This is a genomic window from Pseudooceanicola sp. (assembly GCF_041987405.1).
In the GTDB taxonomy this organism is placed as follows: domain Bacteria; phylum Pseudomonadota; class Alphaproteobacteria; order Rhodobacterales; family Rhodobacteraceae; genus Pseudooceanicola.
Window position 1 is genome coordinate 181,586 of sequence record NZ_JBHIWR010000003.1, and the last position, 20,197, is coordinate 201,782.

A 20,197-nucleotide genomic window follows, 5' to 3' on the forward strand; every position below is an offset into this window, starting at 1 on the left:
GGACAGTCAGGGGACATAGCAGCGTGAAAAGCGCCAGACCTTCTTTGCGTAGCCTGCTCTTTGTAGGCGCAACACTTCTACTGGGCGCGGGATGCGCTCATATCACTCCGGAACAAGCCGCCCGCGACGCCGCGTTGAACCTGGAGCTTCGCTCCATGGCGATCAACGAGGCGCAGGCCAAGCGTGCCCTGGGCCACCGTGTCTGGTGCGTGCCCTTTGCCCGCACCGCCAGCGGGGTGGAGATCCGTGGCAACGCCCACACCTGGTGGTCGCAGGCCGAGGGCCGGTTCACCCGCTCCGACCGTCCGCATGTCGGGGCTGTCATGGCCTTCGCCGCCACGCGCGGCATGCCGCTTGGCCATGTGGCGGTTGTCGCCGATGTCGTGTCGGACCGCGAAATCCGCATCGACCACGCGAATTGGGAGCGTAACCAGGTTTCCCTCGGGATGAGCGTGATCGACATTTCCGACAGCAACGACTGGAGCCGCGTGCGCGTGGAATCCAACCCCGGTCAATACGGTAAATCCTATCCGATCAACGGCTTCATCCTGCCCGAGACGGAGGTCTGACGCCCCGCGCGCAGACCGGACTGACGCCGCCAGACATGGCCCGCCCAGTGCGGGCCATTTTCATTTCCCGATCAATCTTTCATCAACCCTTTGTTGCCAAGATGTTCCCGTCGCGAACAGCACGGGAGGTGACAGAAACAGGGTGACACCCCAGCCCAAGGGGCGCTATATATTGGTCATGTCGAGCATTGCCGCGCAAGATTTGTCTGAACGGCCCGGGAAATCCCGGAACGTGACGGTGGCCACCTGCCATCCGTCGACGCCTGCGCGCACGCGACCCGAAACACCGGTGGCGGCCAGATGAAGGAGGGGAGCATTCCGGATCATGTGGCCCTGAGTTCGGTGGAGGTCTGCGCCGGTGCGGGCGGGCAGGCCCTGGGCCTGGAACGCGCGGGATTCCATCACCTTGCGCTCTGCGAGATCGACGCGCGGGCGCGCGAAACCCTGCGGCTGAACCGACCCGGATGGAACGTGCTGGAGGGCGAGGCGGCAGATATCAAGACCTTCAGCGCCAAACCCTATCGCGGGGTCGATCTTCTGGCCGGCGGGCTGCCCTGCCCGCCCTTCTCGGTCGCCGGCAAACAGCTTGGCGCGAATGACGAAAGGAATCTCTTTCCCGACTTCCTGCGCCTCGTGGACGAGGCGCAGCCCAAGGCGGTCCTGATCGAAAACGTCCGCGGCTTCCTCGATTCGGCCTTCGCGGAGTTTCGCGACAAGCTGGTGCAGGATTTCGACGCCCTCGGCTATGCCGTGCAATGGCGGCTGCTGCAGGCCAGCGATCACGGTGTGTCGCAATTGCGCCCCCGGGTAGCCATCGTCGCCCTGCCCAAGGCCAGCGCCGGGCTTTTCGCCTGGCCCGCCCCGACGGACACTCCGCCGCCCACGGTTGGCCAACTGCTGGAAAAGGCCATGGGCGCAGGCGGTTGGCCCGGCGCGAAGGCCTGGGCGAAACAGGCCGACAAGATCGCCCCGACCATCGTCGGCGGCTCGCACAAACACGGCGGCCCGGACCTGGGCCCGACCCGCGCGCGACGCGCCTGGGCCGAACTGGGGGTCAACGGCAAATCCCTGGCCGACGCCCCGCCGGACCCCGATTTCGCCGATATGCCCCGCCTGACCGTGCCCATGGTCGCGCGCCTGCAGGGCTTTCCGCCCGACTGGCGCTTTGCCGGGCGCAAGACCCCTGCCTATCGTCAGGTCGGCAATGCCTTCCCGCCCCCCGTCGCCGAAGCCCTGGGCCGCGCCATCGCCAAGGTGCTGACCGCCACCCACGCCGCCGCGGAATGACCTCGAAACTGCGCCGCCTGCGCGAGGCCTACCATGCGGCGCTCCTGCAGCAGACCCTGACGGTCAGCGCCAATGGCACCGCCAGCAATGCCGACAGCAGCAGCAAGCCCAGCAAACATATCGCCGACGGTATCCTCACCCGCCTGGGCACCGCGCGGGTCGGCGAAAAGATCGCCGGCCAGACCGCAGGGTCGAGCTTCGAACAGCTGACCGCCGATTTCGTGGCCGCCGCCCTGGCAGAATTCGCCCATATCCGCCCCGGCCGGTTCACCGTGCAGAAGGGCGGATTTATTGCGGGATTTCAGCAATATGCGCATCTGGATGACCTGGAGAGGATCGCCCGACAGAGCAAGGAGATCGCCACCGCCCTGGGCTCCGACTACCTGATCAAGCCGGATGTCGTCGTCTACCGGTACCCGCTGCTGGATACGGAGATCAACGCCAACGGCCCGCTTGTCGACCTCGACACCGCGCAGCTGAGCGGGCTGCGGCAGGTCAACGATCCCGCCCCGATTCTGCACGCCTCCATCAGCTGCAAATGGACCCTGCGCAGCGACCGCGCGCAGAACGCCCGCTCCGAGGGGCTGAACCTCGTCCGCAACCGCAAGGGATCGCTCTGCCATGTCACGGTGGTGACCGCCGAACCCCTGCCCAGCCGCCTCGCCTCCCTCGCCCTGGGCACCGGCGACATCGACTGCGTCTACCACTTTGCACTGGAAGAGCTGCGCGACGTCCTGCGCGCGCCCGGTCTGGAGGGCTATTCCGACACGCTGGAAATGATGATCGACGGCCAGCGGCTGCGCGATATCGCAGACCTGCCGCTGGACATCGTCATCTAAAGCGGTTCCAGGTTTTGTTTAAACATGGCATCGCCAATGTCCCGACACCGCCGAGGGCGTGGCAGGCTATTGGCGACCCAACATAAACTGGGAACGCTATAGCGCTCACTCCTGCGGGATCACCCGCAGCGACAGCTCCATCAACTGGTCCGAAGTCGGCTCCGACGGGGCACCCATCATCAGGTCTTCGGCCCGCTGGTTCATCGGGAAGAGGATGACCTCGCGGATGTTCTGCTGATCCGCCAGCAGCATCACCACCCGGTCGATTCCGACCGCGCAGCCCCCATGCGGCGGGGCGCCATATTGGAAGGCATTGACCATGCCGCCGAACCGCTTGCGCACCTCGTCCTCGCCATATCCGGCCAGTTCGAACGCCTTGATCATCACGTCCAGCTTGTGGTTCCGGATCGCGCCGGAGATCAGCTCATACCCGTTGCAGGCCAGGTCGTACTGATAGCCCAGCACCTTGAGCGGATCGCCATTCAGCGCCTCCAGCCCGCCCTGCGGCATGGAGAAGGGGTTGTGGCTGAAGTCGATCTCGCCCGACTCCTCATCTGCCTCGTACATCGGGAAGTCGACGATCCAGGCAAAGGCGAACCGGTCCTTGTCGGTCAGGCCCAGCTCCTCGCCGATGACAGTCCGCGCCCGGCCTGCGACCCCCTCGAACTGCGCGGGTTTGCCGCCGAGGAAGAAGGCGGCGTCGCCGACCTCCAGGCCCAGTTGCTGGCGGATCGCCTCGGTCCGCTCCGGGCCGATGTTCTTGGCCAGCGGGCCGGCGGCTTCCATGCCGTCGCCCTGGTCACGCCAGAAGATATACCCCATCCCCGGCAGCCCCTGCTCCTGGGCGAATTTGTTCATCCGGTCGCAGAACTTGCGCGAGCCGCCGGTCGGGGCGGGGATGGCGCGGATCTCCGTCCCCTCCTGCTCCAGCAGATTGGCGAAGATGGCGAAACCGGAGCCCGCGAAATGTTCGCTCACCACCTGCATCTCGATCGGGTTGCGCAGGTCGGGCTTGTCGGTGCCGTATTTCAGCGCCGCCTCGGCATAGGTGATCTGCGGCCACTCGGTGTCGACCTTGCGACCGCCGCCGAATTCTTCGAACACGCCCTGCATCACCGGCTGGATCGTGTCGAAGACATCCTGCTGCGTGACAAAGGACATCTCCATGTCCAGCTGGTAGAAATCCGTCGGCGACCGGTCGGCGCGCGGGTCTTCGTCGCGGAAACAGGGCGCGATCTGGAAATACTTGTCGAAGCCGGAGACCATCAGCAGCTGTTTGAACTGCTGCGGGGCCTGCGGCAGGGCGTAGAACTTGCCCGGATGCAGCCGCGAGGGCACGAGGAAATCGCGCGCGCCCTCGGGCGAGGAGGCGGTGATGATCGGCGTCTGGTATTCGCGGAACTTCTGGTCCCACATCCGCTTGCGCATCGAGGCCACGACATCGGACCGCAGGGTCATGTTCTTCTGCATCTGCTCGCGCCGCAGGTCGAGGTAGCGATAGCGCAGGCGGGTTTCCTCGGGGTATTCCTGATCGCCAAAGACCATCAGCGGCAGTTCCTGCGCAGCGCCCAGGACCTCCATGTCGCGGATGAAGACCTCGATCTCGCCGGTCGGCAGCTTGGGGTTCACCAGCTCCGGGTCGCGGGCCTTCACGTTGCCGTCGATGCGGATACACCATTCGGAGCGCACCTTCTCCACCTCGGCAAAGACCGGGCTGTCCGGGTCACACAGGACCTGCGTCGTACCGTAGTGATCCCGCAGGTCGATGAAGAGGATGCCGCCGTGATCTCGCACCCGATGGACCCATCCGGAAAGGCGGACGGTATCGCCGACATTGGACGAAGTGAGATCGGCGCAGGTGTGGCTGCGGAAAGGGTGCATGGGGCAGTGTCCTCTTGGTCGCGGGCCGGTCTGGTCCGGCATGGGTCGATACACATGCTCGGCGCGCGGAAGTCAAGCAGGACGGGGGGAAACGGTCCTTTTGGCGATGCGATCGGGCCGCGCCTTCACTCAGGCGACACCTACGCAGACAGTAACGCCCCTGCCGCCGCCGCATCCGCATGGGCCACCCTGCCCCCGGCCACTGTCAGCCCCGGCCGCCCCGTCACCGGGTTGAGCGCCACGAAATCCGCCCGCATCCCCGGCGCCAGCGCCCCCCGATCCGCCAGACCCAGCACCCCCGCCGGGCCGGAGGAGACGAGCCCCCAGGCCGCCGCCAGACCCAGCTCATCCGTCAGTTTCTGCGCCGCATGGCAGGGCGCGGGGTAATGGTAATCCGAGGCGATGGCGGTGCAGAGCCCGGCGTTGACAACCTCCCGCGCGCTGACTTTCCCGGCGTGGGAGGCCCCGCGCATCACATTGGGCGCGCCCATGATCACCGGCTCGCCATGGGCGATGGCCTCTGCCGCCGCCTCCAGGCTCTCGGGAAATTCGCTGATCGTCAGCCCTCGCTCGCGCCCCGCGCGCCGCGCCTCCGCCGTGGCGTCGTCATGGCTGCCGGTCAGCACGCCGCGCGCATGCAGTCGGGCCGCAAAGGCGCTCACCGCCTCCGGCACCTCGTCGCCTCGGGCGTGGAGCGCCTGCATCATCGCCAGGTGTTTTTCGGGATTGCGGCCGGATTTCAGCGCCTGCCCGGTCAGACGGGGCGGGCGTTTACCTTTCTCCAGCGCCTCATGCGGCAGGTGATCGTTGAAGACGACATAGCCGATGCCATGCTCCGCAATCACTTGTTCTATTTCAGGAAATTCATCCATCAGATGCGTTTCCACCCGCAGCTGCACCCGGATATCGGTGACCAGCCGCGCCCGGACATCGGCCAGCGCGGCCAGCATGGTGCGCGCGAACTCCGGCCCGCGCATGCCACCCTCCCAGCTCCAGAACTGGGCCAGGACGGCGGTGGTGATGCCATTGGCGGCCAGTTCCGCATCCAGGGCGAAGAAGCCCGATTCCATGTCGCGCAAGGCCCCGCGCCGCGCGGCGAGATGGCGTTCGAACCCGTCGCCATGCAGATCCACGATCCCCGGAAGGATCTGCCATCCCGGCAGATCCACTGCCCGCCCTTCATGCCCCACGCCGATCCTGTCGCCCACGACGGAGAGCGGCGCGCCCGAGAGGCCGTCAGGGCGCAGCGACAGCGCCCCGGTCAGGTGAAAGGGGATCATTGGCCATCCCCTTTGGCGGGTTGGCGGAAATTTCGCAGAGGCAGGGGTATCAGGGCAGAACCGGACATGCCCCCAGATACGCGCTGCGCCGCCCGGACGGAAGACCCGGCGCGCTTGGATATGGCAGATGGTTTGCCACGGGATCACCGCCACCATGCGCCGCAAAGAACGCGGGCGATCCAGAACCGGGCGACCATGAGGCCGCAAAACGCAAGAAGGGCGCCCGAAGGCGCCCTTCCCGTACAGTCAGCAGACGGGGGATGATTACATCATGCCGCCCATGCCGCCCATGCCGCCCATGTCGGGCATGCCGCCGCCAGCCGCGCCTTCTTTGGCGGGCTTGTCGGCAACCATGGCTTCGGTGGTGATCAGCAGACCGGAGATCGAGGCCGCGTCTTCCAGAGCGGTTCGGACAACCTTGGCCGGGTCGATCACGCCGAAGGAGAACATGTCACCATATTCTTCGGTCTGCGCGTTGAAGCCGAATTTGACGTCGTTGGATTCGCGGACCTTGCCGGCAACCACGGCACCATCGACACCGGCGTTTTCGGCGATCTGGCGCAGCGGAGCTTCCAGAGCCTTGCGCACGATGGCGATACCGGCGTTCTGGTCGGAGTTCGCGCCTTCCAGGCCTTCGAGGGCCTTGCCACCCTGAACCAGGGCAACACCGCCACCGACGATCACGCCTTCCTGCACGGCTGCGCGGGTCGCGTTCAGAGCATCGTCCACACGGTCCTTGCGCTCTTTCACTTCGACCTCGGTCATGCCGCCGACGCGGATGACGGCAACGCCGCCGGCCAGCTTGGCAACACGTTCCTGCAGCTTCTCACGGTCGTAGTCGGAGGTCGTTTCCTGGATCTGGGTGTTGATCTGGGCAACGCGTGCTTCGATTTCCGACTTTTCGCCATGGCCGTCCACGATGGTGGTTTCGTCCTTGGTGATGGAGACGTTCTTCGCGGTGCCGAGCATGTCGACAGTCACGTTCTCCAGCTTCATGCCGAGGTCTTCGGAGATGACCTGACCGCCGGTCAGGATCGCGATGTCCTGCAGCATGGCCTTGCGGCGATCGCCGAAGCCCGGTGCTTTCACGGCTGCGATCTTCAGGCCGCCGCGCAGCTTGTTGACCACGAGGGTCGCCAGCGCTTCGCCTTCGACGTCTTCAGCAATGATCAGCAGCGGCTTCTGGGACTGGATCACCGATTCCAGCAGCGGAACCAGCGGCTGCAGCGAGGAGAGTTTCTTCTCGTGCAGCAGGATCATGCAGTCTTCCAGCTCGACCGTCATCTTGTCGGCGTTGGTGACGAAGTAGGGGGACAGGTAGCCACGGTCGAACTGCATGCCTTCGACGACATCCACTTCGGTTTCCATGCCCTTGGCTTCCTCGACGGTGATGACACCCTCGTTGCCGACCTTCTGCATCGCGTCCGCAATCATGCGACCGATGGAGGCTTCGCCGTTGGCGGAGATGGTGCCGACCTGGGCGACTTCGTCGCTGTCGGTCACGTCACGGGCCGCGGCCTTGATCGCTTCGACGACCTTGGTGGTGGCCAGGTCGATGCCGCGCTTCAGGTCCATCGGGTTCATGCCGGCCGCAACGGCCTTCATGCCCTCTTTGACGATGGCTTGCGCCAGCACGGTTGCGGTGGTGGTGCCGTCACCGGCTTCGTCGTTGGTGCGGGAAGCGACTTCCTTCACCATCTGGGCGCCCATGTTCTCGAACTTGTCTTCCAGTTCGATTTCCTTGGCGACCGAAACACCGTCCTTCGTGATGCGCGGTGCGCCGAAGGATTTGTCGAGGACCACGTTCCGGCCTTTCGGGCCGAGGGTCACTTTCACCGCATCGGCCAGCACGTTGACGCCCTTGAGCATCTTGTTGCGGGCTTCGGTGTTAAACTTTACGTCCTTTGCAGACATATGCGTCTCTCCTGACTAAGTCGTTGGTTGAGAAAGCGTAGGATGGGTGATTGCCGCCCATCACCCTCAGGCGATCACGCCGAGGATATCGCTTTCCTTCATGATCAGCAGTTCTTCGCCATTCAGCGTGATCTCGGTCCCGGACCATTTGCCGAACAGGACCTTGTCGCCGGCCTTCACGGCCATCGCGATCAGTTCGCCACTGTCCTTGCGTGCGCCTTCGCCCACGGCAACGACTTCGCCTTCCGCCGGCTTTTCCTTGGCGCTGTCGGGGATGATCAGCCCGCCTGCGGTTTTCTCTTCGCTTTCGACGCGCTTGACCACAACACGGTCATGAAGCGGTTTAAATGCCATCTCTGAGGCTCCTTGGCTCAAAGTTTCTCCCTTGCCCCCTGCCCTCGATCTCGACCGGCAGAGAGGCGTTATCACTCACCTGTGTCGAGTGCTAACGGCGCGGAGATAAGGAGCAGGGCGGAGCCTGTCAAGCGTATGCGGATGAATTTTCAACGACCACGGGAACCTTCCGGGCCTCTCGCGCGCTTGTCCCGGGTAACCCAGGAGGCAGCGATGGTCGACCCCGAAATCTGGAAAGCCGAAGAAGTGATGTGGACCGGCGGCACCGACGCCTTTCAACGCAGGATGGGCCCCGTCTGCATGATGACCTTCCCGGGCATTGGCGTGCTGGAGCGTGAAGACATCATGCCCGCACTGGCCGCAGCCCCCCGGTGGAGCCATATCGACATGAAGGAACGGCACCTCGCCGAGACGGACGGCATGATCGTGCTGGCCTATCGCGCCCACGCGATCCGCGACGGAGATGCGCCCTACAATGCCTATTGCAGCTCCACCTGGATCGCCACGTCGGAGGGCTGGCGCATCGTGCAGCATCAGCACACACCTATTCATTAACGCCGCATTCTGGACGGAGGCCTAGTCGGGCGATGACACTTCCGCCGCCTTTGGTGCGTCGTAGAGTGTCAGCCCCTCTGCCCCCTTTGGCGTCAGCCCATAGACCCCGCGCTCGACCCGCTCGAACCAGCCATAGTGATCGTCGCGCATGATCGTCGTGGCCGTGGGCACCTGCGCGGCCCGGGCCACGACAGCCCCGCGCGCAGGCCCGTTCGCCGCCAGATAGGCCGCACAGCGCAGCGCATCCTGGCGATAGGCCGTCACCAGCTTCACCCCGACCGAGCCACCGGCGTTCGGATCGCCCACCCTGCGCTGAAACTCCCGCAAAAGCCGCCCCTTACGCGGCTTGGACTGGCGCGGCGCATAGGGGCCGGGATCGCACTGCACATCCACATGGCCGTCGCGCAGCCGCACCGTCATCAGTCCCAGACCCAGCCTGCGGCACAACGCGACATGCCCGGCCAGCGCCTTGCGTCCCTTGAAGGTCGGCACGGCGAGATAGACCCAATCCGTCAGCGCCTGACGCGCGACGCCCTGCTGAACGAGCGTCAGGTTCATCCCGGTCTTCATCTCGACGATCAGCGGATCGGCTTCGTCGTTCCGCATGGCGACCACATCCGCGCCCGCCACCTCGGATTTCACCTCATACCCCTGCCCTTCAAGATAGGCCTTGATCGGCGGATAGAGGTCGGTTTCGCGCGGTTTCGTCATGCGGGAATCCTGTGGCATCCCGGCAGAAGGGGCAAGAGGACGCGCCCGTCCGCGCCCCGTATCCCGCGTCGCTGTTTCCCCGCCGCGACACCTGTGCTAGGGAGGGGGCGTTCGCAGAAGGATCGGGACGATGATCAACTGATTGCCGCAGGCATCACATCCTGACCGCCGGGGCCCAGTGGCACCCGGCACCCCTCAGATACGGACATTTCCATGCATGACATCATCTATGACGTCGCCATTTCGGCGGACGGCTTCATCTGCGATTCCAACGGCAACACCGATCAGTTCCTCGCAGAGGGCGACCATGTCACCGACTACCTCGCGCGCCTCCAGACCTACCGCTGCGCCCTGATGGGCCGCAGGACGTATGAATACGGGCTCGCCATGGGCCTGCCCCTCGGCGCCAATCCCTATCCGCATATGCCTTGTCATATCCTCTCGACCCGGCTGCGATTGCCGGAGGAGGCCGAGGTCAGCCTGACCTCGCCGGATCAGATCGCCAGCCTTCGGGAGGCGGCGGAGGGTCCCGTCTACCTCTGCGGTGGCGGAGATCTGGCGGGATGGATGAACCGGCAGGGCCTAGTTGACCTGCTGCGGCTCAAGATCAATCCGATCATTCTGGGGCGCGGCATCCACCTATGGGGTCCTCAGGGCGGGCGCGCCTTGTCTGACGCACGCCTGACAGAAAGCCGACACTACACCTCCGGCGTCATCTATCAGGAATATCGCCTGACCTGACAGGAGGGTCGGCCCTGCGGGGCCGGCCTTTCACGCCTCCAACGACGGCCCCTGCTCCAGCGATTGCATGATCGCCGCGGCAAAGGCCTCCGGCCGGTCCCGCAGCGCCTCGGCAAAGGCATCGGGCACCTCGTGCCGTGCGTCCCATTTTCGCGACCAGGCCACCATCGCCAGCAGGACGGGCACCAGATCGCGCCCCTTCTCGGTCAACTCATAGACCACCCGTTTGGCATGCGCCGGATCCTGTCTGCGGGTGATGACCCCCTCGACCTCCAACCGCTGCAGCCGGTCCGTCAGGATGTTGGTCGAGATCCTCTCGCCCCCCGCCACAAAATCGCCGAAATGTCGTGATCCCCTGAAAATCAGATCGCGCAGGATCAGCAGGGCCCAGGCATCACCCAGCACCGTGGCGGCAAATCGGATCGGACATCCGAACCAGTTTTCGCTGTTTTGCTTTGCCAAGATGCTCCATCCCATCTTAAACTTTCGTTCTGCAAGTGAATTTGACCATATAAACTTGTAAATCACAAGTTTAAAAAAATCACTCGAAAACAGTATATAAGCAGCCGTTCTGCTATCAATCAGGGCGAGTCTTCGCGCAGTTGAGCACATCGCAAGCGAGTCATCGCCCCGACACAGCAGCCAGCGCAGACACTTCACTTGCAAATCAAAAGCGACGCCGCCCCGACCCCGATGCCGCACCGCAGCAGAGGGCAGGTGACAATCCCGCACCCCGCCCCTATAAGGGCGCCGAATTGACGCCCTGAGACAGGATTTCGCAAAATGACGATCAAGGTATTCGGCCACAAATCGCCCGACACCGACTCCACCGGCTCCCCGATCATCTGGGCCTGGTACCTCTCCGAAGTGCGCGGCACCCCCGCCACCCCCGTCCTGTTGGGCGAGCCGAACACCGAGGCGAACTTCGTTCTGAAGAAATGGGGCTTCGACAAGCCGGAGATCATCAGCACAGTCGCGGCAGGAGACAAGGTCGTCATCGTCGACACCAACAACCCCGCCGAACTGCCCGAGGCGATCAATGACGCGGACATCATCCAGATCATCGACCACCACAAGCTGACCGGCGGGTTGGAAACCAAAGCGCCGATCGACATCACGATCAAGCCGCTCGCCTGCACCGCGACCATCATGTACAACCTGATGGGCGACAACGCGTCGAAGATGCCCGACACCATCAAGGGCGCAATGCTGTCCTGCATCCTCTCCGACACGCTGGAATTCCGCTCGCCCACCACGACCGATCAGGACAAGGCCCTGGCGGAGCAACTGGCGAAAGAGCTGAACATCGACCTCACCGCCTATGCGTCCGAAATGTTCGAAGCAAAATCAGACGTTTCCGCCTTTTCCGACGCCGAACTGATCCGCATGGACAGCAAGGAGTACGCTGTTGGCGACACGAAATTCCGTGTCTCTGTGCTGGAAACCACGGCGCCCAAGATCGTGCTGGATCGCAAGGACAGCCTGATGGAGAGCTTCAAGTCCGTCGCCGCCGAAGATGGCGTGGACGAGGTCCTGCTATTTGTCGTCGACATCCTGAACGAGGAAGCCACGTTGTTCGTGCCGAACGACCTGATCAAGGGCGTGGCAGAGAAGAGCTTTGGTGCCACCGTGTCCGGCGACACGGTCGTCCTGCCCGGCATCATGTCGCGCAAGAAGCAGATCATCCCGAGCCTCAAGGTCTGATCCCGGACCAGAGAAATTCGAGACCGACACGAACCGCCCGGAGCAATCCGGGCGGTTTTTCGTTGCGCGTCCGACAAGAATTGACCCGTTACATACCAATTGGTATTTAACGATGGAATTAAGGAGAATCCCCTTGCCACCACAGCCGCGCGCCCGCACCCTTTTGCTGAATGTCGCCATCGACGCGGTGCGCGAAAGCGGGTTCGCGGCCACGTCCGTCGAGGATTTGTGCCGCCGGGCCGGTGTCACCAAGGGCGCGTTTTTCCACCATTTTCCGACAAAAGAGGCGCTCGGCATCGCGGCCGCGGAACACTGGTCGGCAACCACCGGCGACCTATTTGAAACCGCGCCGTATCACGCGCCCGCAGACCCTCTGGACCGTGTCCTCGCCTATCTCGACTTTCGCAAGGCCATCGTCGAAGGCGACATCGCCGGGTTCACCTGTTACCTCGGCACCACCGTCCAGGAAGCATATGCGGCCCCCGCGCTGCGCGACGCCTGCCGCGCGGGCATCTCCGGCCACGCCGAGACCCTGGAGGAGGACATCGCCGCCGCGATCGCACTCTACCCGCCGTCGTCTCCCGTGACCCCGTCCGGACTTGCGCTGCATTTTCAGGCGGTTATCCAGGGCGCTTTTGTCATGGCCAAAGCCTGGAACGACCCGGCGACCGCCCGTGACAGCCTTGATCACCTGATTGCATATGTCCGCCTGCTATTCCCCGCACCCACTGAGAGGAGCCGACCATGCCCAAAATGACCCCTACCCTTTGGTTCGACATGAATGCCGAAGAGGCCATTACCTTCTGGTGTTCGATCATCCCCGACAGCCGGATCGACAACATCGTGCGCGCATTGTCCGACACGCCGTCCAATCAGGAATGCGACGCCATGGTCGTCTCCTTCACCCTTCAGGGACAAAGCTGGACCGGCATCAATGGCGGCCCGCATTTCCCATTCAGCGAGGTGATCTCCTTCGCGCTCGCCTGCGAAGATCAGGCCGAGGTGGACGAGATCTGGAACCGGCTGACCGAAGGCGGCAGCGAAAGCATGTGCGGCTGGTGCAAGGACAAGTTCGGCTTCTCCTGGCAGGTGGTGCCGAAGCGTCTGTACGAATTGCTGGATGATCCGGACCGCGACCGTGCGCGGCGCGCGTCGGAATACATGCTGACCCAGCACGGAAAACTGGATATCGCGGCCATCGAAGCCGCCGCGGACGGGTGACAGCCGGGCATCGCTATCCCGAAAATCCCGCCGGAGGTCGTTTGATGCGGAATGTGAGGAATCCTGAATCTTCACATCACATTTCCGACCTATCCGATTCAGAAGACTCGCAAAATTCTGATAATGATGACACCCGGAGTCCCCGCCTGAACCACAGATACCCTTCGCCGTAGAGAGGAACCTTCACCCTCGCCGGGAATTGGTGCAAGAAGTCGCCAGACAAACCGGAAGGACACCCCCAGTGACCCAGATCATCCAGTCCCTCGCCGACATCTCAGCCCGATACGACGCGCTCTTCGTCGATCTCTGGGGCTGCGTCCACAATGGGGTCACCGCCTTTCCCGAGGCCTGCGCCGCCCTCATCGCCTATCGCGAACGCGGCGGCACGGTGGTGCTGGTCACCAACTCCCCCCGCCCCCGCGGATCGGTCGAGACACAGCTGGACGGCTTCGGCGTCCCCCGTGAGGCCTGGGACACGATCGCCACCTCCGGCGACAGCGCCCGGGCGGCGGCCTATGACGGGGCGGTTGGCGAAAAGGTCTTCTTCATCGGCCAGCCTGACGAGGAAACCGTCTTCCTCCACCCGTTGCAGATCCAGGACAACCCGATCGACATCACTACCGTCCCCCTGGACGAGGCCGAGGGGATCATCTGCACGGGCCCCTTCGATCCCCTTGCCGATCCCGCCACGCTGCGCCCGCAGCTGTTGCATGCCAAGACACGCGGGTTGAAGCTGCTTTGCGCCAATCCCGACATCGTCGTCGACCGGGGCGAGCGGCGCGAATGGTGTGCCGGCGCGGTGGCGCAGCTGTATACGGAGATGGGCGGCGAAAGCCTCTACTTCGGCAAGCCGCATCCGCCGATCTACGACCTTGCCCGCCGTCGCCTGGCCGCGACCGGAAAGAACGTGCCGACCGAGGGAATCCTGGCGATCGGCGATGGAATCGCCACCGACGTTCTGGGCGCCCTCGGAGAGGATATCGACAGCCTGTTCATCACGGGCGGGCTGGCCGCAATGGAAACGAAAACCGCGGATCGGCCAGATGAAGCGGCGCTAAAGGCTTATCTGGAAAAGGAAAAGTCCGCGCCCACCTATGCTATCGGCTTCCTGCGGTGAAACAACTCCGCTCTTGATTTTCTGCGCTTGCGAAGTAATAAAGTTGCCAACGCGGGCGATTGCCCGTCAGAAAATTACTCAGCCGATCAGGGGTGGAGAGAATGTTGGACAACTTCCCGCGCGGTACGATCTGTATCGAAGACATTGAAATGGGCATGACGCGCCACCTGCGCAAAGTCGTGACCGACGAGGATATCGAGATGTTCGCCCAGGTCTCCACCGACCATAACCCGGTGCATCTGGACGACGATTACGCCCGCGACACGATCTTTGAGGGGCGCATCGCCCACGGGATGCTGACCGCCGGGCTGATCTCGGCCGTGATCGGTGAACAGCTGCCCGGCCATGGCACGGTCTACATGGGGCAAACGCTGAAATTCCTCGCCCCCGTGCGCCCCGGCGACATGGTTCTGGCCGAGGTGGAGGTCATCGGCATCGACCACGCCAAGCGCCGCGTGCAGCTGGACTGTCGCTGCAAGGTCGACGGCAAGAAGGTTCTGATCGGCGAAGCCACGGTCCTCGCCCCGTCGCGCAAGTTCGACTGACCCGACCCCGCGGAATTGCACGGACGGCCCGCCCCATGGCGGGCCGTTTCGCGTTTCGCATCCCCTTGCGCCTGCCCCGCCCCGGGGCTACCCCTTCGCCATGAAGATCGTGCGCGACTACCAGTTCACCACCGGGGCCGATAAGGGCGCCTCCATCGCCATCGGCAACTTCGACGGGGTGCATATCGGCCACCGCGCGGTGATCGACATCGCCCGGGCCGAGGCCGACCGCTTGAACGCCCCCCTCGGCGTGATGACCTTCGAGCCGCACCCGCGAGAGCTCTTTGCCCCCGACGCCCCCGCGTTCCGCCTGACCGGCGCCGCCGCCCGGGCACATCGGCTGGAAAAGATCGGCGTCGACATCCTTTACGAGCTGACCTTTAACCCCGCCCTCGCCGCGCTGACGCCCGAAGAATTTGTCACCCGCGTGCTGGTCCAGGGCCTTGGGGTCACCCATGTCACCGTCGGCGCAGATTTCCATTTCGGCGCGAAACGGGCGGGCACGCCGGACAGCCTGCGCGCGTTCGGGGCGGACCATGGCTTTGGCGTCACCATCGCCGATCTGGTTCAGGAGGGCACCGAAGAGGTCTCCTCCACCGCGATCCGCGAGGCGCTGACCGAGGGCCGCCCGCGCGACGCCGCCGCCATGCTGGGCCACTGGCACCGGATCGAAGGCCCGGTGGTGCGCGGTGACCAGCGCGGCCGCGACCTTGGCTATCCGACGGCCAATATGTCCATAGCGGGGCTGCATCAGCCGAAATTCGGCGTCTATGCGGTGCTGATCGACGTGCTGACCGGGCCGCACAGGGGCAGCTATCGCGGCGCGGCCTCCCTCGGTCTGCGTCCGCAGTTCGATGGCGAGACGCCGAACCTCGAAACATTCATTTTCGATTTCACCGGCGACCTCTATGGCGAGGTCATCTCGGTCGGGCTGGTCGATTACCTCCGCCCGGAGGCGAAGTTCGACAGCCTCGACGCGCTGATCGCCCAGATGGACGCCGACTGCGCCCAGGCCCGCACGATCCTGGAGAGGCCATGACCGAGGATCCGATCGACCGGACCGGCCTGCGCCCGCGCTACTGGGAAACCACCCCGCTGACAAAGATGACCGACCGGGAATGGGAGGCGCTTTGCGATGGCTGTGGCAAGTGCTGCCTGAACAAGCTGGAGGACGAGGACACCGGCGAGGTCGCCCTGACCCGCGTCGCCTGCCGCCTGCTGGACGATGCAACCTGCCGCTGCGCGCAATACCCGATCCGGCATCAGTTCGTGCCGGAATGCATTACCCTGGATCCCAAGACCATCCAGGATCACATGTACTGGCTGCCGCAGACCTGCGCCTATCGCCTGCTCCACGAGGGGCGGCCGCTCCATGACTGGCACCCGCTGATCTCCGGCACGGCGGAAACGGTGCACCGCGCCGGTGTCTCGGTCCGGGGCATGACCTATAGCGAATTCGACGTCGCCGACGACGACTGGGAAGATCACATAATCGAGGAACCCATCTGATGTTCTTTGGCTCCGACAATACCGGCCCCGCCCATCCGCAAATCATGCAGGCCCTGGCCGAGGCCAATACCGGCTACGCCACCCCCTACGGCGCCGACCCCCTGATGGAGGAGGTCCGCACCCGCCTGCGCGAGATCTTCGAAGCGCCCGAGGCCGCGGTCTATCTGGTCGCCACCGGAACAGCCGCCAACTGTCTGGGGCTCGCCACGCTCTGCCCGCCGACGCATACTGTGTTCTGTTCCCCGAACGCCCATATCCATGTCGATGAATGCAATGCGCCTGAGTTCTACACCGGCGGCGCCAAGCTGACCCTCGTTGGCCAGGAGGACAAGATCACGCCGGAGGCCCTGCACGACGCCATCGAGGGCGAGGAGGTCCGCGGCGTCCACGGTCCGCAGCGCGGCCCGGTCTCGCTGACCCAGGCGACCGAGTTCGGCCAGACCTATTCGGTGGCGGAGGTCGCGGCGCTCTGTTCCGTGGCGCGCGACTATGGCCTGCCGGTCCAGATGGACGGTGCACGTTTTGCCAATGCGCTGGTCACCGCGAATTGCACCCCGGCGGAGATGACCTGGCGCGCCGGGGTCGACGTCCTGTCCTTCGGCGGCACCAAGAACGGCTGCATGGGGGTCGAGGCCGTGGTGCTGTTCGATCCGGCCAAGGCCTGGGAATTCGAGCTGCGCCGCAAGCGCGGGGCACAGCTGTTCTCCAAACACCGCTACCTCTCCGCCCAGATGGCCGCCTATCTGCGCGACGACCTCTGGCTGTCGAACGCCCGGTCGGCCAACGCCAACATGGCGCGCCTGGCCGAGGGGCTGCGTCAGGTGCCGGGTGCGCGGTTCGCCTATGAGCCCGCGGTCAATATCGCCTTCGTCACGCTGCCGCGTGCGGTGCTGCAACGGCTGAAGGCGGAAGGTGCCGTGTTCAATGTCTGGACCGGAAACCTCGACAAGGGCGATCCGGAGGAGCCGCTGCTGACCCGGTTTGTCACCGACTGGTCGCTGCCCGAAGCGGAGATCGACCGGTTTCTGAGCCTGCTGACCACCTGACACGTCCCGGCCCCCGCGCCGGGACCTCGCGGCAGAGGGCGCGCGGTCGGACTGGGGTGGCTGCAATGGCAAGCGGTCCCGGGGCAAGCCCGGGACATGGTTGTTGGCGCGGCAGTGGCCCGGCGCCAGGGGCACACCCGACCCGCTTCAGCACCGTCTGATCCCTGCCAGAGGCCGAGATCGACCGGTTTCTGGGTCCGCCGACCACCTGACACGTCCCGGCCCCCGCGCCGAGATCACATGGCAGAGGGCGCGCGGTCGCACTGGGACGAACCCAATGGCAAGCGGTCCCGGGGCAGGCCCGGGACATGAGCCGTCCTACACGTCCGACAGAAACTCCGCCACGACCGGCCCGACCACATCTGCATGGGTGATCGACACCATATGCCCCGCACCGGGCACGGTGACAAAACGCGCATCGGGGATCAGCGCGTCCAGCGCCAGGACGATGCGGTGGCTGGCCTCCGGGCTGTCTCCCCCGTCCACCATCAGCGTGGGTGCCTTCAATCGCGCCACCAGGCCCTTGGCCAGGATCCCCTCGGGATCGCCGTTGTTGGTGACGCCGACCGCCTCCACCAGTTTCATCTGTTCTGTGAAGAGATCCTGCTGCGCTTCACTCATCTCCTCCCACGGCTGGCCATTGCCCCAATCGGCCAGAAAGGCCCGGGCCGCGGCCCGGTAGTCGCCTGTCCGGAACCCCTCCTGCACCGGATTGGGTTGGGATTTCAGACGTGCGGCGAACTCAGGATCGGCCTGCAGGGCGGCGGTGAAGAAGACCGGCTCCACCATCACCAGGCGGCGGACCAGCTCCGGCGCGGTGGCGGCGATGCGCAGACAGGCGGTCGCGCCGAAGGAATGACCGATAAGATCGACCGGCGCCTCCCATTCCGCGATCATCTCGCGCATCTGCTGGCAGACGAGGTCCTGATAGACCCCCGCGCCATCCCAAGGGGCGCTGCGCCCATGGCCCGGCAGGTCGAAGGCGCGACATTCATGGGTCGCCGTCAGATGCGCGGCCACGCCCTTCCACGCCCCGGAATGCGCCATGGAGCAATGCACCATCAGCGCCCGCCCGGGCCCGCCGGGCCAGGTTCTGAGTGCGGTCTCACGGCCCGCGTATATGCTTGATGTCACGAAAGCGCCCCCGAGAGGTAAAGATCCAGCATGTCCAGCCGGTCCTGACCCCAGAATTTCTCCACATCGTCGACGACGTAGAAGGGCGCGCCGAAGGCCCCGACGGCAATCGCCTCCTCGGTATTGGACTCGTAGGTCATCGCCCCGGTCAGCATGCCGCTGCTGGCCAGATCGGGATCGAAGCCATTGGCGGACAGGCAGTCGCGAATCACACCCTCGTCGGCAACGTCCCTCTCCTCGGCCCAGCAGGCCCGGAGCACCGACTGCACCAGCCCGCCGATATCCCCGCCCCCGGCGCTTTGCGCCGCGATGATGGCATAGGAGGCAGGTGCGGGATTGGTCGGGAAATGGGTCGGCTGCAGGTTCAGCGGCATCTTCAGCCGCGCGCGCCAGCGGATCAATTCCTGCATCCGGTAATCCGTCCGCGCCTGCGGCCGTTCGGCCAGGGGCAGCCCGCCGGTGGATTTGAACACGCGGTTCATGTCGCAGGGTTTGTAGGTGATGGTCGCGGCGTGTTTGTCCGCGATCTCCTCCAGCCGGTTGCCCGCCAGATAGGTCCAAGGAGAGATCGACACGAAATAATAGTCTATATGCGGCATCTTATCCTCCCCGCCGGTTTGGCAAGACCCTAGCGGGGTGGTAAGCGGGGTTCAACGTCACGAATCTGTCACTCCGCCTTTGCTGCCAGAACCTCCGGAGCCGCCATGCCGAACGTCGTCGAACCCAAGCTCATCGCCGGGAATTCCAATCTACCGCTCGCCTCGGCGATCACCCGGCGCATGTCGATCCATCGGGGGGTGAACCTCGGTCTGGTCGACGCCAGGGTCGAACGCTTCAACGACGGCGAGATTTTCGTCGAGGTTTTCGAGAACGTCCGCGGCGAGGACATGTTCATCATCCAGTCGACCTCGAACCCGGCGAACGACAACCTGATGGAGCTGCTGATCATGGCCGATGCGCTGCGCCGGTCCTCGGCCAGCCGGGTGACCGCAGTGATCCCCTATTTCGGTTACGCCCGCCAGGACCGCCGCACCAAGCCCCGCACGCCCATCACGGCCAAGCTGGTCGCCAACATGCTGGTCGAAAGCGGAATTTCCCGCGTGCTGACGATGGATCTGCACGCCGCGCAGATCCAGGGCTTCTTCGACATCCCGGTCGACAACCTCTACGCCAGCCCGATCTTCGCCCTCGACATCAAGGAGAAGTTCAAGGGCCGCATGGACGAGATCATGGTCGTCTCGCCCGACGTCGGCGGCGTGGCCCGCGCCCGCGAACTGGCCAAACGGATCGACGCGCCCCTGTCCATTGTCGACAAGCGCCGTGAAAAGCCGGGCGAAGTGGCGGAAATGACCGTGATCGGCGACGTGAAGGACAAGATCGCCATCATGATCGACGACATGTGCGACACGGCCGGCACGCTGTGCAAGGCGGCGGAACTGCTGATGGAATACGGCGCCAAGGAAGTGCATGCCTATATCACCCACGGCGTCCTGTCCGGCCCGGCGGTGGAGCGGATTTCAGGCTCCGTCCTGAAGAACCTGGTCATCACCGACACGATCGCCGCGCCGCAGCCGGTTGCCGAGTGCGACCGCATCCGCGTGCTGCCGACGGCCCCGCTTTTTGCCCAGGCGATCCTAAATATCTGGAACGGCACCTCGGTCTCCTCTCTTTTCGAGACGCAGACGATGGAGCCGATCTACGAAGGCGTCTTCCGCAGCTGATCCCGCCCGCGCGGCGTCATCCTCGGGCTTGACCCGAGGATCTCCGGCCGCCGGGCGCGTGGACCGAAG

At 64.6% G+C, this 20,197-nt stretch carries 22 protein-coding genes; 14 read left to right on the forward strand and 8 right to left on the reverse strand.

From position 1 onward, the window contains the following. The first annotated feature begins 134 nt into the window (after nt 1-134). From ACFC2Y_RS08840 to ACFC2Y_RS08850, 3 genes are all read left to right on the forward strand, one after another. The gene (locus ACFC2Y_RS08840; RefSeq protein ID WP_375174853.1) at nt 135-569 is read left to right on the forward strand and encodes a CHAP domain-containing protein; all 435 of its coding nucleotides are present in this window, start codon (nt 135-137) and stop codon (nt 567-569) included. A 300-nt stretch (nt 570-869) separates the two neighbouring features. Next, entirely contained in the window at nt 870-1,856 is a 987-nt protein-coding gene (locus ACFC2Y_RS08845) for a DNA cytosine methyltransferase (RefSeq protein ID WP_375174852.1), read from the forward strand. Continuing rightward, nucleotides 1,853-2,695 carry an NgoMIV family type II restriction endonuclease gene (locus tag ACFC2Y_RS08850; protein ID WP_375174851.1) on the forward strand — a complete coding sequence of 281 codons (843 nt, stop codon included), beginning with the start codon at nt 1,853-1,855 and terminating at the stop codon, nt 2,693-2,695. Before ACFC2Y_RS08845 ends, ACFC2Y_RS08850 begins: the two co-directional genes overlap by 4 nt. Nucleotides 2,696-2,800: 105 nt before the next feature. Here ACFC2Y_RS08850 and aspS read toward each other — a convergent pair whose 3' ends face one another. From aspS to groES, 4 genes are all read right to left on the reverse strand, one after another. Next, entirely contained in the window at nt 2,801-4,576 is a 1,776-nt protein-coding gene (aspS, locus tag ACFC2Y_RS08855) for an aspartate--tRNA ligase (protein WP_375174850.1), read from the reverse strand. 140 nt (nt 4,577-4,716) lie between these two features. Then, nucleotides 4,717-5,856: an alpha-D-ribose 1-methylphosphonate 5-triphosphate diphosphatase gene (locus ACFC2Y_RS08860; RefSeq protein WP_375174849.1), complete on the reverse strand. Its 1,140-nt coding sequence runs from the start codon at nt 5,854-5,856 to the stop codon at nt 4,717-4,719. 264 nt (nt 5,857-6,120) lie between these two features. Beyond that, entirely contained in the window at nt 6,121-7,770 is a 1,650-nt protein-coding gene (gene groL / locus ACFC2Y_RS08865; protein WP_375174848.1) for a chaperonin GroEL, read from the reverse strand. Between the two features lie 66 nt (nt 7,771-7,836). Then, entirely contained in the window at nt 7,837-8,124 is a 288-nt protein-coding gene (groES, locus tag ACFC2Y_RS08870) for a co-chaperone GroES (RefSeq protein WP_375174847.1), read from the reverse strand. A gap of 213 nt (nt 8,125-8,337) precedes the next feature. Here groES and ACFC2Y_RS08875 point away from each other — a divergent pair, with 213 nt between their 5' ends. Next, nucleotides 8,338-8,679, forward strand: a complete 342-nt coding sequence (locus ACFC2Y_RS08875; protein WP_375174846.1) for a DUF4440 domain-containing protein — start codon at nt 8,338-8,340, stop codon at nt 8,677-8,679. Between the two features lie 21 nt (nt 8,680-8,700). Here the strand turns inward: ACFC2Y_RS08875 and ACFC2Y_RS08880 are convergent, their stop codons facing one another. Continuing rightward, nucleotides 8,701-9,390: a DUF2161 domain-containing phosphodiesterase gene (locus ACFC2Y_RS08880; RefSeq protein ID WP_375174845.1), complete on the reverse strand. Its 690-nt coding sequence runs from the start codon at nt 9,388-9,390 to the stop codon at nt 8,701-8,703. A gap of 213 nt (nt 9,391-9,603) precedes the next feature. Between ACFC2Y_RS08880 and ACFC2Y_RS08885 the strand changes: the two genes are divergently transcribed. Next, entirely contained in the window at nt 9,604-10,131 is a 528-nt protein-coding gene (locus tag ACFC2Y_RS08885; protein ID WP_375174844.1) for a dihydrofolate reductase family protein, read from the forward strand. A gap of 30 nt (nt 10,132-10,161) precedes the next feature. Here the strand turns inward: ACFC2Y_RS08885 and ACFC2Y_RS08890 are convergent, their stop codons facing one another. Further along, on the reverse strand, nt 10,162-10,593 hold the full coding sequence (locus ACFC2Y_RS08890) for a winged helix-turn-helix transcriptional regulator (protein ID WP_375174843.1): 432 nt from the start codon (nt 10,591-10,593) through the stop codon (nt 10,162-10,164). Between the two features lie 321 nt (nt 10,594-10,914). Here ACFC2Y_RS08890 and ACFC2Y_RS08895 point away from each other — a divergent pair, with 321 nt between their 5' ends. The 8 genes from ACFC2Y_RS08895 (at nt 10,915) to ACFC2Y_RS08930 (ending at nt 17,273) form a co-directional block, all read left to right on the forward strand. Next, on the forward strand, nt 10,915-11,835 hold the full coding sequence (locus tag ACFC2Y_RS08895; RefSeq protein WP_375174842.1) for a manganese-dependent inorganic pyrophosphatase: 921 nt from the start codon (nt 10,915-10,917) through the stop codon (nt 11,833-11,835). A gap of 163 nt (nt 11,836-11,998) precedes the next feature. Then, nucleotides 11,999-12,592, forward strand: a complete 594-nt coding sequence (locus ACFC2Y_RS08900; protein ID WP_375186432.1) for a TetR/AcrR family transcriptional regulator — start codon at nt 11,999-12,001, stop codon at nt 12,590-12,592. After that, nucleotides 12,589-13,056, forward strand: coding sequence for a VOC family protein (locus ACFC2Y_RS08905; RefSeq protein WP_375174840.1), 468 nt, complete (start codon nt 12,589-12,591; stop codon nt 13,054-13,056). The genes ACFC2Y_RS08900 and ACFC2Y_RS08905 overlap by 4 nt, the downstream gene beginning before the upstream one ends. Before the next feature lie 241 nt (nt 13,057-13,297). Continuing rightward, a complete protein-coding gene (locus tag ACFC2Y_RS08910) occupies nt 13,298-14,173 on the forward strand; it encodes a TIGR01459 family HAD-type hydrolase (protein WP_375174839.1) in 876 nt (291 codons plus the stop codon). A gap of 101 nt (nt 14,174-14,274) precedes the next feature. Continuing rightward, nucleotides 14,275-14,718 carry a MaoC family dehydratase gene (locus tag ACFC2Y_RS08915; RefSeq protein ID WP_375174838.1) on the forward strand — a complete coding sequence of 148 codons (444 nt, stop codon included), beginning with the start codon at nt 14,275-14,277 and terminating at the stop codon, nt 14,716-14,718. Nucleotides 14,719-14,818: 100 nt separating this feature from the next. Further along, complete coding sequence (locus ACFC2Y_RS08920) at nt 14,819-15,757, forward strand: bifunctional riboflavin kinase/FAD synthetase (protein WP_375174837.1); 939 nt, start codon at nt 14,819-14,821, stop codon at nt 15,755-15,757. Continuing rightward, nucleotides 15,754-16,227, forward strand: a complete 474-nt coding sequence (locus ACFC2Y_RS08925) for a YcgN family cysteine cluster protein (protein WP_375174836.1) — start codon at nt 15,754-15,756, stop codon at nt 16,225-16,227. Before ACFC2Y_RS08920 ends, ACFC2Y_RS08925 begins: the two co-directional genes overlap by 4 nt. Beyond that, nucleotides 16,227-17,273 carry a threonine aldolase family protein gene (locus ACFC2Y_RS08930; RefSeq protein ID WP_375174835.1) on the forward strand — a complete coding sequence of 349 codons (1,047 nt, stop codon included), beginning with the start codon at nt 16,227-16,229 and terminating at the stop codon, nt 17,271-17,273. The genes ACFC2Y_RS08925 and ACFC2Y_RS08930 overlap by 1 nt, the downstream gene beginning before the upstream one ends. A 318-nt stretch (nt 17,274-17,591) precedes the next feature. On the opposite strand, the gene ACFC2Y_RS08935 is transcribed toward ACFC2Y_RS08930, so the two are convergent. Then, nucleotides 17,592-18,407, reverse strand: a complete 816-nt coding sequence (locus ACFC2Y_RS08935) for an alpha/beta fold hydrolase (protein ID WP_375174834.1) — start codon at nt 18,405-18,407, stop codon at nt 17,592-17,594. Continuing rightward, nucleotides 18,404-19,006 carry a 2-hydroxychromene-2-carboxylate isomerase gene (locus tag ACFC2Y_RS08940; protein ID WP_375174833.1) on the reverse strand — a complete coding sequence of 201 codons (603 nt, stop codon included), beginning with the start codon at nt 19,004-19,006 and terminating at the stop codon, nt 18,404-18,406. The genes ACFC2Y_RS08935 and ACFC2Y_RS08940 overlap by 4 nt, the downstream gene beginning before the upstream one ends. 105 nt (nt 19,007-19,111) lie before the next feature. Here ACFC2Y_RS08940 and ACFC2Y_RS08945 point away from each other — a divergent pair, with 105 nt between their 5' ends. Next, nucleotides 19,112-20,128, forward strand: a complete 1,017-nt coding sequence (locus tag ACFC2Y_RS08945; protein WP_375174832.1) for a ribose-phosphate pyrophosphokinase — start codon at nt 19,112-19,114, stop codon at nt 20,126-20,128. Nucleotides 20,129-20,197 lie beyond the last annotated feature (69 nt).